Here is a 12376-nt window from a genome sequence, read left to right on the forward strand (position 1 = left end):
AGCAACAGGATGAATGCTCTCAAAAAGCTATTTCCTTACGCCTTGACCAGCGCTGCGGTCATTGGGCTATGGCACTTGTTCACCTTGACAGACAATGACCTGTCGACGTCAACTGACAACAAGCTAGTGCTGCTCAACCAAGCACTTTCAACAATATTTTTCTACAAGACATTGTTCTGGCTGGTGCTTGCCAACCTTGGGGTTTTTATCTCTAAGAGTATTCTAAACAAGCAAAACCAAGCAGCAGTAGCTACTGCCTGCGTGGGGTTGGCTTTTTACTTCTATATAGGGCAATTTGTTGATAAAAACTGTGCATTCCCCTATTACAGAGTGTTTGTTAGTCAATCTGTTGCGGAAGAGTATTTGCAGCGCCCAATTGAAGAAGCTGGCTATTACATCGGGCCTATTTTGACTGAGAAAATCGAAGACCGACAAATGGAGTTCAGACGGTATGCCATTAGCGGGCTTGGTGATATTAACTATAAGCCAGCAACAAAGATGCTGGGGCAGATTTTGGTTGATAAAACGGAAGTAGAGTGGATTAGAGCAGATGCATACGTTGCGCTGACAAAATTCAATACGGCAAGCGCCAGGAAGATTTTGAGGGACTTCCAAGTCTCTTCTTCGGATACGACTGACCAGAAAGTAGTAGCACTTGGTAATTATTTCTTGCTTCCAAACTAATCTGATTCGAGCTGTAAAGAGCCCGTCACACCCGCAGCCAGAAGTGCTGCTTGGGCTGATTCTTCCGGAAGAACACCAGCCCGATATAAAACAAGTCGACAGTCAGCATCACATCGGGATGAGCCTTGATAGCTTCCCAGGCCCGCTCCATGTCGGCCGACCAGTGAATGTCGTCGAGGATAAACACCGAGTTGTCGGTACGGTGGGCCAGGCAGAGCTCGAAGTAGCGCAGGGTGGGCTCGTAGCGGTGGTTGCCGTCGAAGAAAACGAAATCCAGGGGCTGGCCCAGGGCGGCCAGGGTAGGGGGCAAGGTGTAGTCGAGGTTGCCTTCCACCAGCTCAATGTTGCGCAGATTCAGCGCGGCGAAGGTTTCGCGGGCAATGGCCGCGGTGTTGGGGCAGCCTTCGAAGGTGACGACGCGGCTACGGGAGTCGGCAGCGGCAAGGTAAGACGTAGTGAGCCCCAGCGAGGTGCCCAGCTCCAGAATGGTAGCCGGCCGGAAGTGGTTGGCCAGCCGAAACAGCAGCTGCGCCAGGCGCGGCGGCTTGGCGGCGGTGCGGGCAATGTCGGCCACCCGGCGCTGCCGGCCCGCCCCGGTGTGGGAGCCGGCGCCAAAGTCGGCTACTGAAATAACAGTGTCGCTGCTCAGCAGCTGCTGCCGCCGCTTTTCCACCCGCTCGTAGGCGGCGAAGGTGCCCGTGTGCCGCACCACCGTGGCGTACACGGTAAAGACAAAGGGCGAGTGCAGGCCGTGCTCGTTGCCGGAGCGCAGCCAGAAGCGGAGGTAAGCGAGGAGTTGAAACAAGCGTGAGGCAGTTAATGCCTGTAAAAATAGAACGTCATGCCGAGCTTGTCGAAGTATCTTGCTCGCAGCAGTAATCCTATCGATTGGGTTTACTGCCGCCGGCAAGATGCTTCGGCTGCGCTCAGCATGACGCGTGCTATGAGTGGAGCAGCAATGCTAAGGTTAGTTGAGCCGGTACGGCACCATGAGGGTAAACTCAGGGATGTCGACCGAGAATTCCTGGCCATTGGCCAGGCGCTCCATCAGGTAAGTGCCGTGCATCTTGCCCATGCCTGACTTGAGGTTGCAACCGCTCACGTACTGGTGGGCTTCGCCGGGCTCGAGTACCGGCTGGCGGCCCACTACGCCTTCGCCCTCCACCTCGCGCATAACGCCGGTGGCATCGTGGATGTACCAGTGCCGACGCAGCAGCTTTACGGTAAATTCGCTGTTGTTGCGAATCTCAATCTTGTAGGCAAACACAAAATGCTCCTGCGCCGGGCTCGAGTAATCGGGCAGGTAGTTGGTCGTAACCGAAACGGTGACGCCCTGCGTAGTGGTGGTGGGCATGGCAGTGGGTGGCTGAAGAGGCTACGGACTTAACACAAGCCCGCAGGAATTGGTTTTACGCAAAAGCGGCGATTCAACGCCGTGTCAGTCTGTTTATTTTGTTTTCAAGCCGATGGTAAAGATAGCCGAAAGCTGGCGTCCGGTGCTCGCCGATGAATTCGAAAAACCGTACTTTCAGCGCCTTATCGCCTTCGTGAAAGGGGAGTACGCTACTACCACGGTTTACCCGCCCGGCCCTCAGATTTTTCACGCCTTCGATGCCTGCCCGTTCGGGCAGGTGCGCGTGGTCATTCTGGGGCAGGACCCCTACCACGGCAAAAATCAGGCCCATGGTCTGGCCTTCTCCGTGAATGAGGGAATTCGCACGCCCCCTTCTTTGCACAACGTGTTCAAGGAGCTGCAGGCCGACCTGCCCGGCACGCCTCCGCCGCCCAACGGCAACCTCGACCGCTGGGCCCGGCAGGGCGTGCTACTGCTCAATGCTACCCTCACCGTGCGGGCCGGCGAGCCGGGCTCCCACCAGAAAAAGGGCTGGGAGGAGTTTACCGATGCCGTTATCCGCAAAGTATCGGAAGGCAAGGAGCACGTCGTGTTCATTCTCTGGGGCGCCTACGCCCAGAAAAAAGCCGAGCTGATTGACGAGAGCAAGCACCTGATTCTTAAGGCTGCTCACCCTTCGCCCTACGCCGCCGACCGGGGCTTCTTCGGCAGCCAGCCCTTCAGCAAAACCAACGCCTGGCTGCAGGAGAAGGGCATGGCGCCGATTGAGTGGTAATTTTTTTGATGAGCTGATTTTTTGATTTGCTTATGTGCTGATGTGTCATTGCGAGGCAACGCCGAAGCAAACGAAGTTCGGCGTAGCCAATCCGTCACCAGCCCACTAATATGAAAAGCCCCAACGCCAGGTCCGGCATTGGGGCTTTTCTATACATCACATCAGCGTGTGTCTGAATGCTAGAGGACGGATTGGCTACGCCGAACTTCGTTTGCTTCGGCTGCGCCTCGCAATGACACGTCTTTTCACTTCATCACTTCAGCCTAAATAATATTAAACAGGCGGCTCCAGCGCACTTTGTGCAGCAGGTCGGCGTGGGGGTCGATAGACAGCCAGATGAGCACGGCTTTGCCCACGATGTGGTCTTCGGGCACAAAGCCCCAGAAGCGGGAGTCCTCGGAGTTGTGGCGGTTGTCGCCCATCATCATGTAGTAGTTCTGCTTGATGGTGTAGCTGCTCAGGGGCTTGCCGTTCTGGTAAATCATGCCATCCTGCCAGGTAATGCCCGGGTTGCGCTCGTAGTAGGCAATAATCTTGAAGTAGATGCCCGCGTTGGCCGGCGTCAGGGCAATGGTCTGGCCTTTCTTGGGAATGGGCAGGGGGCCGTAGTTGTCGAGCTGCCACTTGCGCTGCACGGCGCTCATGGCATTGGTGTTGCGGAAGTCGGCCACATCGGGGAACAGCGTTACCGGGGGCTGAATCACCTGAATGTCGCGCACGTAGGGCTGCTTGCGGAAATACTCCGCCGTGGCCTCGGTGCAGCTGATAACGTAGCCGTACTTGCCGGTGGCGGGGTCCTGCTGGGCGGCGGGAAAGCCGCCGGGCTGGTCGTAGTCAATCACGCCCTGCTCGCGGAGGGCGTTGCGCACCTCGTCGTTGGGGCTGTCGACCTGCATGAAGTAAGTGGTTTGCAGGTTTACCGGCGCCTCCCCGGGCTTGCCGTTGAGGAACACCCGGCCATTGCGAATTTCCAGGGTGTCGCCGGCAATGGCCACGCAGCGCTTGATGTAGTTGGTGCGCAGGTCGGCGGGGTACTGGGCCTCCCAGGGCACGTGGAATACCACCACGTCGTTGCGCTTCACCTCCGAAAAGCCGGGCAGGCGGTAGGTGGGCAGCTGAATCAGCTCGGAGTAGCTCTTAATGCCCGTGCCCCAAATCGTTTGATGGGTGAGGGGCACCTGCAGGGGCGTCTGGGGTGTGATGGGGCCGTAGTGCAGCTTGCTCACGAACAGGTAGTCGCCCACCAGCAGGGAGTCTTCCATGCTGGGCGTGGGAATGGTATAAGCCTCGAACGTGGCCCAGCGGATAAGGGTGGCGGCCACCACGGCGAAAATCAGCGAGTCGGCCCACTCCCGGCTTTTGGTTTTGGGCGGGGGCGGCGGGGCGTTGGGGTCGCGGCGTTGGGAAGTTAACAGTGCCATAAGGAGCAGCGCGGGCCAGAGCTGGCGCTAAAGAGGTGCAGATGAGGAAGTGAAACCGAAAATAAGGTGCAAGCTAAGCCGCGGCTGCGGAACACTACAGCCCCAGCAGCTCTTTCATGCCGAACACGCCCGTGCGGCCCGGCAGCCACTCGGCCGCCAGCAGGGCGCCCTGGGCAAAGCCTTCGCGGCTGTGGGCTTCGTGCTTGAGCTCCAGGGTATCGACGGCCGAGGTGTAGCTTACCACGTGAGTGCCCACCACGTTGCCGATGCGCTCCGACAGCACGGCCAGCTCACTGGGGCTTTCGGCCGGGGCGTTGCGCCAGGTGGTTTTGCTCGGGAAGTGGCGGATAATGGCTTCGGCTGCGGTCAGGGCCGTGCCGCTGGGCTGGTCTACTTTCTGGGTATGGTGCACCTCGCGCACGGTCACGTCGTAGCCGCCGAACTGGTGCATCTTGGCCGCCAGGTACTCGTTGAAGTGGAAGAACAGGTTTACGCCCACGCTGTAGTTGGAGGCGTAGAACAGGCTGCCCTTGGTTTCTTCCGTCAGCTTGCGGGCCTCCTCGAAGCGGTGCAGCCAGCCGGTAGAGCCGCACACTACCGGAATGCCCTGGCGCAGGCAGGCGGTTATGTTGTTCAGCGCCGAGTCGGGGTGGGTAAACTCAATGGCGACGTCGGCCGTGGCCGGGGTGAAGTCGGCAATGCGCAGCTCACCCGCGTGCGGGTCCACGATGCCGGCAATCTGGTGGCCGCGCTGGGTAGCCTGCGCAGCAATGGTCTGGCCCATTTTGCCGTAGCCGATAAGAAGAATGTTCATGGGTGGTAGTTATCAGTTGCTCGTTGTCAGTTGTCCGGGTTGTTCTGATATCGGTTGGCAAAGACTCCGGTGAAATCTGACAACTGACCACGAACAACTGACAACTAACTTCCTATTTCAATTTCAGCGCAAACATAACCCCGGGGGCCGTGGGCAGGGCCGAGGCCCGCCCGGGCACCGCCATCAGGGTTGGTTCCCAGTGCAGGGCCAGGTCGTCGCTCACGTCGAAGTCCCTGAGGTGGGCGTCAACCAGAGCGTCTACGATTTGCAGGCCATAAGCCAGGCCGCAGTACAGGATAAAGATGTCGCGGTAGCCCCGGTAAAACTGAATGCCGCGCTGAATGGCTTCCAGGCTGCGCTCCTGCCGGGCGCGGGGCCCCAGGGCGGTGCTGCCGATGGGGGTTCCGGTAGCTACCAGCTCCTCGGCATCGACGTATTCGCGGAAGCGGCTCTGGTAGAAGTACTCGCCGTAGCCTACGCCGCCCAGGGCGCCATACACCAGCGGCAGCTTCCACCAGCTGCGGTTGTACACCTGCCCGGCGCCGGGCAGCACGGCCGCCAGCAGGGCGGCTTTGCCGGGCCGGGTGAGGCGCAGGCCAAACAGGCGCTCGGTGCGCTTGGCCGAGTCGGCCGCAGCTTGGGCTTTGCGCGAAACCGGCGGGGCCTGGTTTACCCGGGCCGTATCGGGGCGGGTAGCGGGAGCCTGGGCCTTAACCGGCCCCAGTCCCAGCAGGAAAATGCCCAGCAAAGCCCTAACCAGATAGAATAGGTTACTCATGAAGCCCTTTAACGGGAAAAAGCCGGAATTAGCACCTGGCAGTTAGTTAAAAGTTGAGCTGCGCCAGAACTGGAGGTTAATGAAAAAAGAACGTCATGCTAAGCCTGGCTAAGCATCTTGTCCGCAGCAGTAACTCCTATAAAGAGGGGTTACTCTCGTGGTAGAGATGCTTCGCTGCGCTCAGCATGACGTGCTATTTCTGGTTTTCACCCGGCTTACGACGGCTGCAGGATGTGCAGAATGCGCTGCATGTCTTCTACCGAGTCGAAGGCGATTTTAATTTCGCCGTTGCCCTTGGGGCCGGGGCGCACCTGCACGCGCGAGCCAAACCGGTCGGTGAGGTGGCGCTCGGTGCGGCGCAGCTCGGCGGCCGGAATCACCGGCTGAGCGGGTTCATTGCGGGTGGTTGTGCTGCCGCCGTTTGCGGAGGTGGGACGGCCCCAGCCATTGCGCACCAGCTCTTCTACCCGGCGCACCGACAGCTCCTCGGCCACAATCTTGCGGAACAGCTCCACCTGCAGCTTGGGGTCGTCGATGGTGATGAGGGCACGGGCATGGCCCATGCTGATTTCGGCATCGCGCAGGCCAATCTGCACGTCGGGCGGCAGCTTGAGCAGGCGCAGGTAGTTGGTCACCGTCGAGCGGTTTTTGCCCACCCGGTCGCCCAGCTCTTCCTGGCGCAGGTTGCACTCGCTGAGCAGGCGCTGGTAGCTGAGGGCAATTTCGATGGCATTCAGGTTTTCGCGCTGAATGTTCTCAATCAGGGCCATTTCCAGCATCTGCTGGTCGTCGGCCTTGCGGATGTAGGCGGGAATGGTATCGAGGCCGGCCAGCTTGGAGGCTTGCAAGCGGCGCTCACCCGAGATAAGCTGGTAGGCGTTAGTACCCAGCTGCCGCACCGTCACGGGCTGAATGATGCCCTGTATCTTGATGCTGTCGGCCAGCTCCTGCAGGGCCTCCTGGTCGAAGTGGGTGCGGGGCTGGTAGGGGTTGGTTTCGATGTGCTCGACGGCAATAAAGCCCACCGAGTTGACGGGGTGGGGCACCAGCCGGTCGCCCTGCCGCTCGCCTTTCTTTTCGTAGCTGCCTTCAATCAGGGCGTTGAGGCCCCGGCCGAGGCCCCCGATTTTTCGCTTGGGCACGGGTTGGGCGGCGGCTGCCGGGGTGGTTTTCTCGTCGTTCTTCTCTGCGGTCATCTCAGCTTTGGGGCTTTTGCGATAAATGGCGGCAAAAGCGAAAGTCAAAATTACGGAAACTTAGGCAGGGCTGCGCTATGCCGGGCGAGAAATCGGCGAAGAGTCTAAAGGAGAGGCCGGGCAGCCCGCTGAAGCCGTGGGCTGCTGCCTCGAACACCCCTTACACAGGCATAAACCGTGTTCGGAGCGGTGTAAGGACTATTCTTAGCGGAGTAAGGGGTATTCTCGAGGGCGTAAAGGGTATTCAGAAAAGCAGGGGCTTGCCTTTTGCTACCTGCGTGGGTTGGTGTGCAGGCCCAGCACTTCTACCACTTCGCACACGCCTACACGGTGGCCCTCGTGCAGGTAGCCGCGTAGCCCGCGATGAATGTGCCGGGTATGGAACTCGCGGTGGTGGGGTGAAATAATAAACATGTCGGCAAGGCCGTGCTGAGGCATGGGCACGCCTTCCGGCAGCATATCGCCCGCTGGCGTGATGAACTCCGGCCAAATCATGAACAGCAAATTGCGCGTGGCAATGGCCTCGTAGGAAAAGTCCCAGCGGATGTGCTGGTAATGGGGGCGCTTCCGGCCCCCTTCTTCGGGACTGAAAAGGGAGTAGCTGACCCGGAAATCGGGCGGCAGCCCGGTGGTTTCGGAGTAGGAGGGCATAACGAAGAAAGAGGGCGATGACGCGGGTAGGGGCGGGGACGAGCCAGGCAGCCTGGCGAATTACCAGCCGGCTGGCCGGACGTGCTTCTCGCGGTCGGCGGCGTACTGTAAGCAAGCGCTTACCATTGCCATGGTCAAGCCGGGGAATGCTGCAATGGTGCTGTCGATACTCAGCGAGCCCGCTAGCCAATCCAGTACATCGATAACACTTATCTGAGTGCCAATCAGGCAGGCGAAGCCTAATCTGACTTTGGGGTGGATGCTGATTAGTGGATGGTCTGGCAGACGGCCTTCTTCTTGGTAGCGTAGTCGCTCAGCAAGGTCAGGGTTGATGAGGGCTGCGTAATCCTTGACAACCTGTATTTGCCGGTTGTTCTCCCTAAAACCTGATACTTCACCGGATATAACGCTGTTAAGCGCGGGGTAATCCCCAGGGAATCTCAACCCACCCGGATTATGGGTGTCTAAATCCAGTATTTCCATGAGCACCGGGAAGCCTACGCCAGCATCGTAGAATACACCAAAAGGAGCCCGGGCAAAGATTTTTCCGCTGAGGGTTGTGCCAAGAGGAAGCTGTTGCTTCGCCTCATTCCAGCGAGCATCTGATTGTTCGGCAGGAGTGAAAGCAGGTGGGTTGTCAATTATTTCATAAGGCATACCTCACCAAGGTACAAACTCTAAATCCGCTCGTCCTCCGCCGTTTCCTCGGGGCTGGCTTCCACGCTGTTCTTTTCTACGATTTCGCGGGCCAGGTTGAGGTAGCTGATGGAGCCTTTGCTTTCGGCGTCGTGCAGGATGGCCGGGATGCCGAAGCTGGGCGACTCGCTCAGCTTCACGTTGCGGGGGATGATGGTGTCGAAGGCCAGCTGCTGGAAGTGCATGCGTACTTCCTCAACTACCTGGTTGGAGAGGCGCAGGCGCACGTCGTACATGGTGAGCAGGATGCCCTCGATTTCCAGCTCCGTGTTCAGGCGGCTCTGGATGATTTTGATGGTATTCAGGAGCTTACCCAGGCCTTCGAGAGCGAAGTACTCGCACTGTACCGGAATAATAACCGAGTGAGCCGCCGTGAGGGCATTCACCGTGATAAGGCCCAGGGAGGGCGAGCAGTCGATGATGATGAAGTCGTACTCGGCAGCGAGGGGACGCAGGGCCTCCTTCATCTTCTCCTCGCGGTTGGGCAGGTTTATCATCTCCACCTCGGCGCCCACCAGGTCGATGTGGGAGGGCATGAGGTCGAGGTGGGGCAGCACGTTGGTGGGCAGCACGATGTCCTGGGCGTTGATGCCGTCCACCATGCACTCGTAGATGCTGTTCTGGATGTCCTTGGGGTCGTAGCCCACGCCGGAGGTGGCGTTGGCCTGGGGGTCGGCGTCCACGAGCAGGGTACGGTAGTCCAGGGCCGCCAGGGAGGCCGCGAGGTTGATGGCGGTGGTGGTTTTGCCCACGCCGCCTTTTTGGTTAGCTACCGCAATAATTTTTCCCATTGTCCTTAACTAGTTGTCAGTTGTTCGTTGTCAGTTGTCAGTTAAATCGTAAGGAGTTAGCAGGTCAAAAGAACGACCTGACAACTGACAACTGACAACTGACAACCAAAAACTTTTGCCGTAGCATTGCACAAAGATACATTCTTTCCCTGTTCGCATGGCCCCTTTTTTGGCTCGCCAAGCCGCTCCGCTAGCTAAACGGCTGTTGCCGCTTGCCGTACTGGCCGGGCTGGCCGGCTGCCACGATGCTGCCCGGCAGCCCGTGGAGGAGCGGCGCGTGTTCCGCTACAACCAGCCCGAGGCCCTGACCTCGCTCGACCCGGCCTTTGCCCGCAACCAGGCCAACACCTGGGCCGTGTCGCAGCTCTACAACGGCCTGCTGGAGCTGGATTCGGCCCTGCTGCCCGGCCCGGCCCTGGCCCGGCGCTTCGAGATTTCGCCGGATGGCAGGCGCTACACCTTCTGGCTGCGGCCAGGCGTGCGCTTCCACGACAGCGAGGCGTTTCCTGGAGGGAAAGGGCGGGAGGTAAAGGCAGCCGACTTCGTGTATTCCTTCCGGCGCCTGCTCGATGGGGCCACGGCCAGCCCCGGCGGCTGGATTTTCCGGGGCAAGGTGCTGGAAAACGCCGCCGGCGAGCCCAGCGACACCTGCTTCGTGGCCGTGAACGACTCCACGCTGCGCATTCACCTCAAGGAGCCCTTCATTCCCTTCCTGGGCATTCTCACCATGCCCTACGCCTACGTGGTGCCCAGGGAGGCCGTGCAGAAGTACGGCAAGGACTTCCGCGAGCACCCCGTGGGCACCGGCCCCTTCCGGTTTAAGCTCTGGGACGAGGGCAACGTGCTGCTTTACCACCGCAACCCCGGCTACTGGCGCAAAGACGAGCAGGGCCAGCCCCTGCCTTACCTCGACGCGGTAGCCATCAGCTTCATTGCCGACCGCAAAACCGAGTTCCTGACCTTTATGCAGGGCAAGCTGGACTTCCTTTCTGGTATCCGGGAAGGCTCCCGCGACCTCATTCTGCACCCGGACGGCAGCGTGCGCCAGGACTTCCGGGGCAAGTTCACGGTGCAGAAGGTGCCCTACCTGAACACCGAGTACCTGGGCTTTCAAATGGATTCGACCAACCTGACGGGGGAGCAGGCGGTGCAGGGCCGCGCCCTGCGCGACCGACGCGTGCGCCAGGCCCTGAACTATGCCCTCAACAAGCCCGAGATGCTGGCCTACGTGCTCAACCACGTGGGGCAGCCGGGCACTTCCGGCTTCGTGCCCCAGGCCTTGCCCTCGTTCAGCCAGGAAAAGGTGCCGGGCTACACCTTTCAGCCCCAGAAGGCCCGGCAGCTGCTGCAGGAAGCAAGTTTTGGCCCCGGCCGGCCCCTGCGCCTGCGCCTGAGCACGGTGGCCGAGCGCAAGGAAATCAGCGAGTACATGCAGAAGCAGTGGGCCAACGTGGGCGTGCAGGTCCAGATTGACATCAACCAGAGCGCCGCCCAGCAGGAGTTGGTCGACAATGGCAAGGCGGCCTTTTTCGCCAAAAGCTGGCTGGGCGACTACCCCGACGCCGAAAACTACCTGGCCCTGTTCTACAGCCCTAACTTCAGCCCGGCCGGGCCCGACAAAACCCACTTCAAAAACGCGGAGTACGACCGGCTCTACGACCAGGCCCGCCGGGAGCTGGATGCTGGCAAGCGCACCGCGCTCTACCAGGCCATGGACCGCATTGTAGTACGCGAAAGCCCCGTTATCGCGCTTTATTATGATGAGGTGGTGCGCCTGACCCAGAACAATGTGCGCGGCCTGAAAGCCAACCCCATGAACCAGCTGCTGCTGGAGCGGGTGAGGAAAGAGTAAGACAAGGCGCTGGGCTGGCGCGAGTTTAGCGTAACGAAGTGAAGCGTAACTCGTGACTGTTCTTTCGGGCGAGGCTGCGCCTCGCATCAGCAAGACTCCGGCAAAAGTTTTAATGGCGCGGTTCCGGCTTGCCGCTGGCGCGGCAGGGGAGGCGCAGCCTCCCCGTCATGGCTTGTCACGAGTTACGGCTTTGCCTAAACTCGCGCCAGTGTAGTTGCTACGCTTTCACTGCCCTGGCCGCAGCCTCCTGCTTCCGCCCGAACACCATTCCTTTCAGCTCCCGGCCAATGTTCATAATGGTGAGGTGGTTGAGCGGGAACTCCAGGAAGACGTGGGCCAGGCTCAGGAAAAACAGCCACTTCATGCCCAGCTGGTAGTCGATGGCGTAGACGCCGACCGAGGCTAGCCACAGCAGCAATACCACGGCAATGCGGGCCTTGGGCATCTGGTGCCACTGAATGATGCTGGTTTTGGAAAACCAGTTGAGGTAGTGGTAGGTGTAGGCGAAGGCAATGAAGCGCATGATGACCAGACCCACCGGCGAAGCATACACCTTGCTCAGGATGCTGACATTGCTGGTGTCGCTGGGGTCGAGCCAGTGAATGATGCTGGAGTTGACGCCCTCAAACATCTGGTAGGCCGCGGTGGCGTAGGCGCTGGCGGGCGCCCCCAGGGGCTTTATCACCAAAAAAAGAAGGGGGCAGAGCATGAACACGGCCAGCGAAACCAGGCCCGTGCGGCTTTTGGACTTCAGGGCGCCGTACAGAATAAAGCAGCCCGTGAACAGGTAGACGTGGATGAGGGTGGGCAGAAAAAACGAGAAAAACAGGATGTAATTCCGCGAAAACGTGGCGCAAAGCAGCAGCAGGGCCACGGCTGCCACGCGGTAAAACGTGCTTTTTACTACCACCATTATCAGGGCACCGGCAAAGGCCAGGTACACCACCGTGTTGTAGGGCACCCCTGTGCTGGGCCGGATGGGTTCGAGCAGCGTACTGCTGTAGCTCAGGAAAAACAAGGCGGCCACAATGGCCAGCGCAATCAAGGCCACGTAGTCGCGCGGGCCGTGGGTGAAGTACTTGCGCTGGTGCAGCCAGGAAATTTCGGTGAGGTAGTGGGCCGGCCCCAGCACGGCGTAGGAAAACAGGAACAGCTCGAATGGCAGAAACATCGCCACTGCAAACGAGAGCAGCATCAGGCCAATGTTGGCGTAGTCGAGGCGGGTGGCGGCAGTCATGGCTTGCAGGAGGCTAGGAGCTTACCCAAAGTTACGGTGTAGCCCCGGTCTGTTATAGCGCGGAATTTTATTCCGCGGCCCCGGCCGGCAGCGAGGGGAGGCGCGGAGTAAAATTCCGCGCTACAAC

General features: G+C 59.7%; 13 protein-coding genes. 3 read left to right on the forward strand and 10 right to left on the reverse strand.

Annotated elements, in window-relative coordinates; translation table 11 throughout:
* The first annotated feature begins 9 nt into the window (after positions 1 to 9).
* Positions 10 to 684, forward strand: a complete 675-nt coding sequence (locus ABD919_RS22295) for a HEAT repeat domain-containing protein (RefSeq protein WP_345238302.1) — start codon at positions 10 to 12, stop codon at positions 682 to 684.
* Between the two features lie 25 nt (positions 685 to 709).
* Here the strand turns inward: ABD919_RS22295 and ABD919_RS22300 are convergent, their stop codons facing one another.
* Positions 710 to 1489, reverse strand: a complete 780-nt coding sequence (locus ABD919_RS22300) for an O-methyltransferase (protein ID WP_345238303.1) — start codon at positions 1487 to 1489, stop codon at positions 710 to 712.
* A gap of 162 nt (positions 1490 to 1651) precedes the next feature.
* Entirely contained in the window at positions 1652 to 2038 is a 387-nt protein-coding gene (gene apaG, locus ABD919_RS22305; protein WP_345238304.1) for a Co2+/Mg2+ efflux protein ApaG, read from the reverse strand.
* A gap of 112 nt (positions 2039 to 2150) precedes the next feature.
* Between apaG and ung the strand changes: the two genes are divergently transcribed.
* The gene (gene ung / locus ABD919_RS22310; RefSeq protein WP_345238305.1) at positions 2151 to 2813 is read left to right on the forward strand and encodes a uracil-DNA glycosylase; all 663 of its coding nucleotides are present in this window, start codon (positions 2151 to 2153) and stop codon (positions 2811 to 2813) included.
* A 263-nt stretch (positions 2814 to 3076) separates the two neighbouring features.
* On the opposite strand, the gene lepB is transcribed toward ung, so the two are convergent.
* The 7 genes from lepB to ABD919_RS22345 all read right to left on the reverse strand — a co-directional run bounded on the left by lepB (position 3077) and on the right by ABD919_RS22345 (position 9160).
* The gene (gene lepB / locus ABD919_RS22315) at positions 3077 to 4234 is read right to left on the reverse strand and encodes a signal peptidase I (RefSeq protein ID WP_345238306.1); all 1158 of its coding nucleotides are present in this window, start codon (positions 4232 to 4234) and stop codon (positions 3077 to 3079) included.
* Between the two features lie 94 nt (positions 4235 to 4328).
* Positions 4329 to 5048, reverse strand: a complete 720-nt coding sequence (gene dapB, locus ABD919_RS22320) for a 4-hydroxy-tetrahydrodipicolinate reductase (RefSeq protein WP_345238307.1) — start codon at positions 5046 to 5048, stop codon at positions 4329 to 4331.
* Positions 5049 to 5160: 112 nt separating this feature from the next.
* Complete coding sequence (locus ABD919_RS22325) at positions 5161 to 5826, reverse strand: DUF5683 domain-containing protein (RefSeq protein WP_345238308.1); 666 nt, start codon at positions 5824 to 5826, stop codon at positions 5161 to 5163.
* Positions 5827 to 6041: 215 nt separating this feature from the next.
* On the reverse strand, positions 6042 to 7022 hold the full coding sequence (locus ABD919_RS22330) for a ParB/RepB/Spo0J family partition protein (RefSeq protein WP_345238389.1): 981 nt from the start codon (positions 7020 to 7022) through the stop codon (positions 6042 to 6044).
* Positions 7023 to 7292: 270 nt separating this feature from the next.
* On the reverse strand, positions 7293 to 7673 hold the full coding sequence (locus ABD919_RS22335; protein WP_345238309.1) for a hypothetical protein: 381 nt from the start codon (positions 7671 to 7673) through the stop codon (positions 7293 to 7295).
* A gap of 60 nt (positions 7674 to 7733) precedes the next feature.
* Positions 7734 to 8330 (reverse strand): DUF433 domain-containing protein, encoded by a 597-nt coding sequence (locus ABD919_RS22340; protein WP_345238310.1) that lies wholly within the window; start codon positions 8328 to 8330, stop codon positions 7734 to 7736.
* A gap of 20 nt (positions 8331 to 8350) precedes the next feature.
* Complete coding sequence (locus ABD919_RS22345; RefSeq protein ID WP_345238311.1) at positions 8351 to 9160, reverse strand: ParA family protein; 810 nt, start codon at positions 9158 to 9160, stop codon at positions 8351 to 8353.
* A 205-nt stretch (positions 9161 to 9365) separates the two neighbouring features.
* Here ABD919_RS22345 and ABD919_RS22350 point away from each other — a divergent pair, with 205 nt between their 5' ends.
* Entirely contained in the window at positions 9366 to 11012 is a 1647-nt protein-coding gene (locus ABD919_RS22350) for an ABC transporter substrate-binding protein (RefSeq protein ID WP_345238312.1), read from the forward strand.
* A 217-nt stretch (positions 11013 to 11229) separates the two neighbouring features.
* On the opposite strand, the gene ABD919_RS22355 is transcribed toward ABD919_RS22350, so the two are convergent.
* Positions 11230 to 12249, reverse strand: a complete 1020-nt coding sequence (locus ABD919_RS22355; RefSeq protein ID WP_345238313.1) for a hypothetical protein — start codon at positions 12247 to 12249, stop codon at positions 11230 to 11232.
* Positions 12250 to 12376: the final 127 nt, after the last annotated feature.

The organism is Hymenobacter saemangeumensis (assembly GCF_039541835.1).
Classification (GTDB): Bacteria; Bacteroidota; Bacteroidia; order Cytophagales; family Hymenobacteraceae; genus Hymenobacter; species Hymenobacter saemangeumensis.

Excerpts from the sequence above, each read along its gene's own strand:
- ABD919_RS22340 (WP_345238310.1), bottom strand. The coding sequence starts at position 8,330 with ATGCCTTATGAAATAATTGACAACCCACCTGCTTTCACTCCTGCCGAA.
- ABD919_RS22330 (WP_345238389.1), bottom strand. The coding sequence starts at position 7,022 with ATGACCGCAGAGAAGAACGACGAGAAAACCACCCCGGCAGCCGCCGCC.
- lepB (WP_345238306.1), bottom strand. The coding sequence starts at position 4,234 with ATGGCACTGTTAACTTCCCAACGCCGCGACCCCAACGCCCCGCCGCCC.
- ABD919_RS22355 (WP_345238313.1), bottom strand. The coding sequence starts at position 12,249 with ATGACTGCCGCCACCCGCCTCGACTACGCCAACATTGGCCTGATGCTG.
- ABD919_RS22335 (WP_345238309.1), bottom strand. The coding sequence starts at position 7,673 with ATGCCCTCCTACTCCGAAACCACCGGGCTGCCGCCCGATTTCCGGGTC.
- dapB (WP_345238307.1), bottom strand. The coding sequence starts at position 5,048 with ATGAACATTCTTCTTATCGGCTACGGCAAAATGGGCCAGACCATTGCT.
- ABD919_RS22325 (WP_345238308.1), bottom strand. The coding sequence starts at position 5,826 with ATGAGTAACCTATTCTATCTGGTTAGGGCTTTGCTGGGCATTTTCCTG.
- ABD919_RS22345 (WP_345238311.1), bottom strand. The coding sequence starts at position 9,160 with ATGGGAAAAATTATTGCGGTAGCTAACCAAAAAGGCGGCGTGGGCAAA.
- ABD919_RS22295 (WP_345238302.1), top strand. The coding sequence starts at position 10 with ATGAATGCTCTCAAAAAGCTATTTCCTTACGCCTTGACCAGCGCTGCG.
- ung (WP_345238305.1), top strand. The coding sequence starts at position 2,151 with ATGGTAAAGATAGCCGAAAGCTGGCGTCCGGTGCTCGCCGATGAATTC.
- apaG (WP_345238304.1), bottom strand. The coding sequence starts at position 2,038 with ATGCCCACCACCACTACGCAGGGCGTCACCGTTTCGGTTACGACCAAC.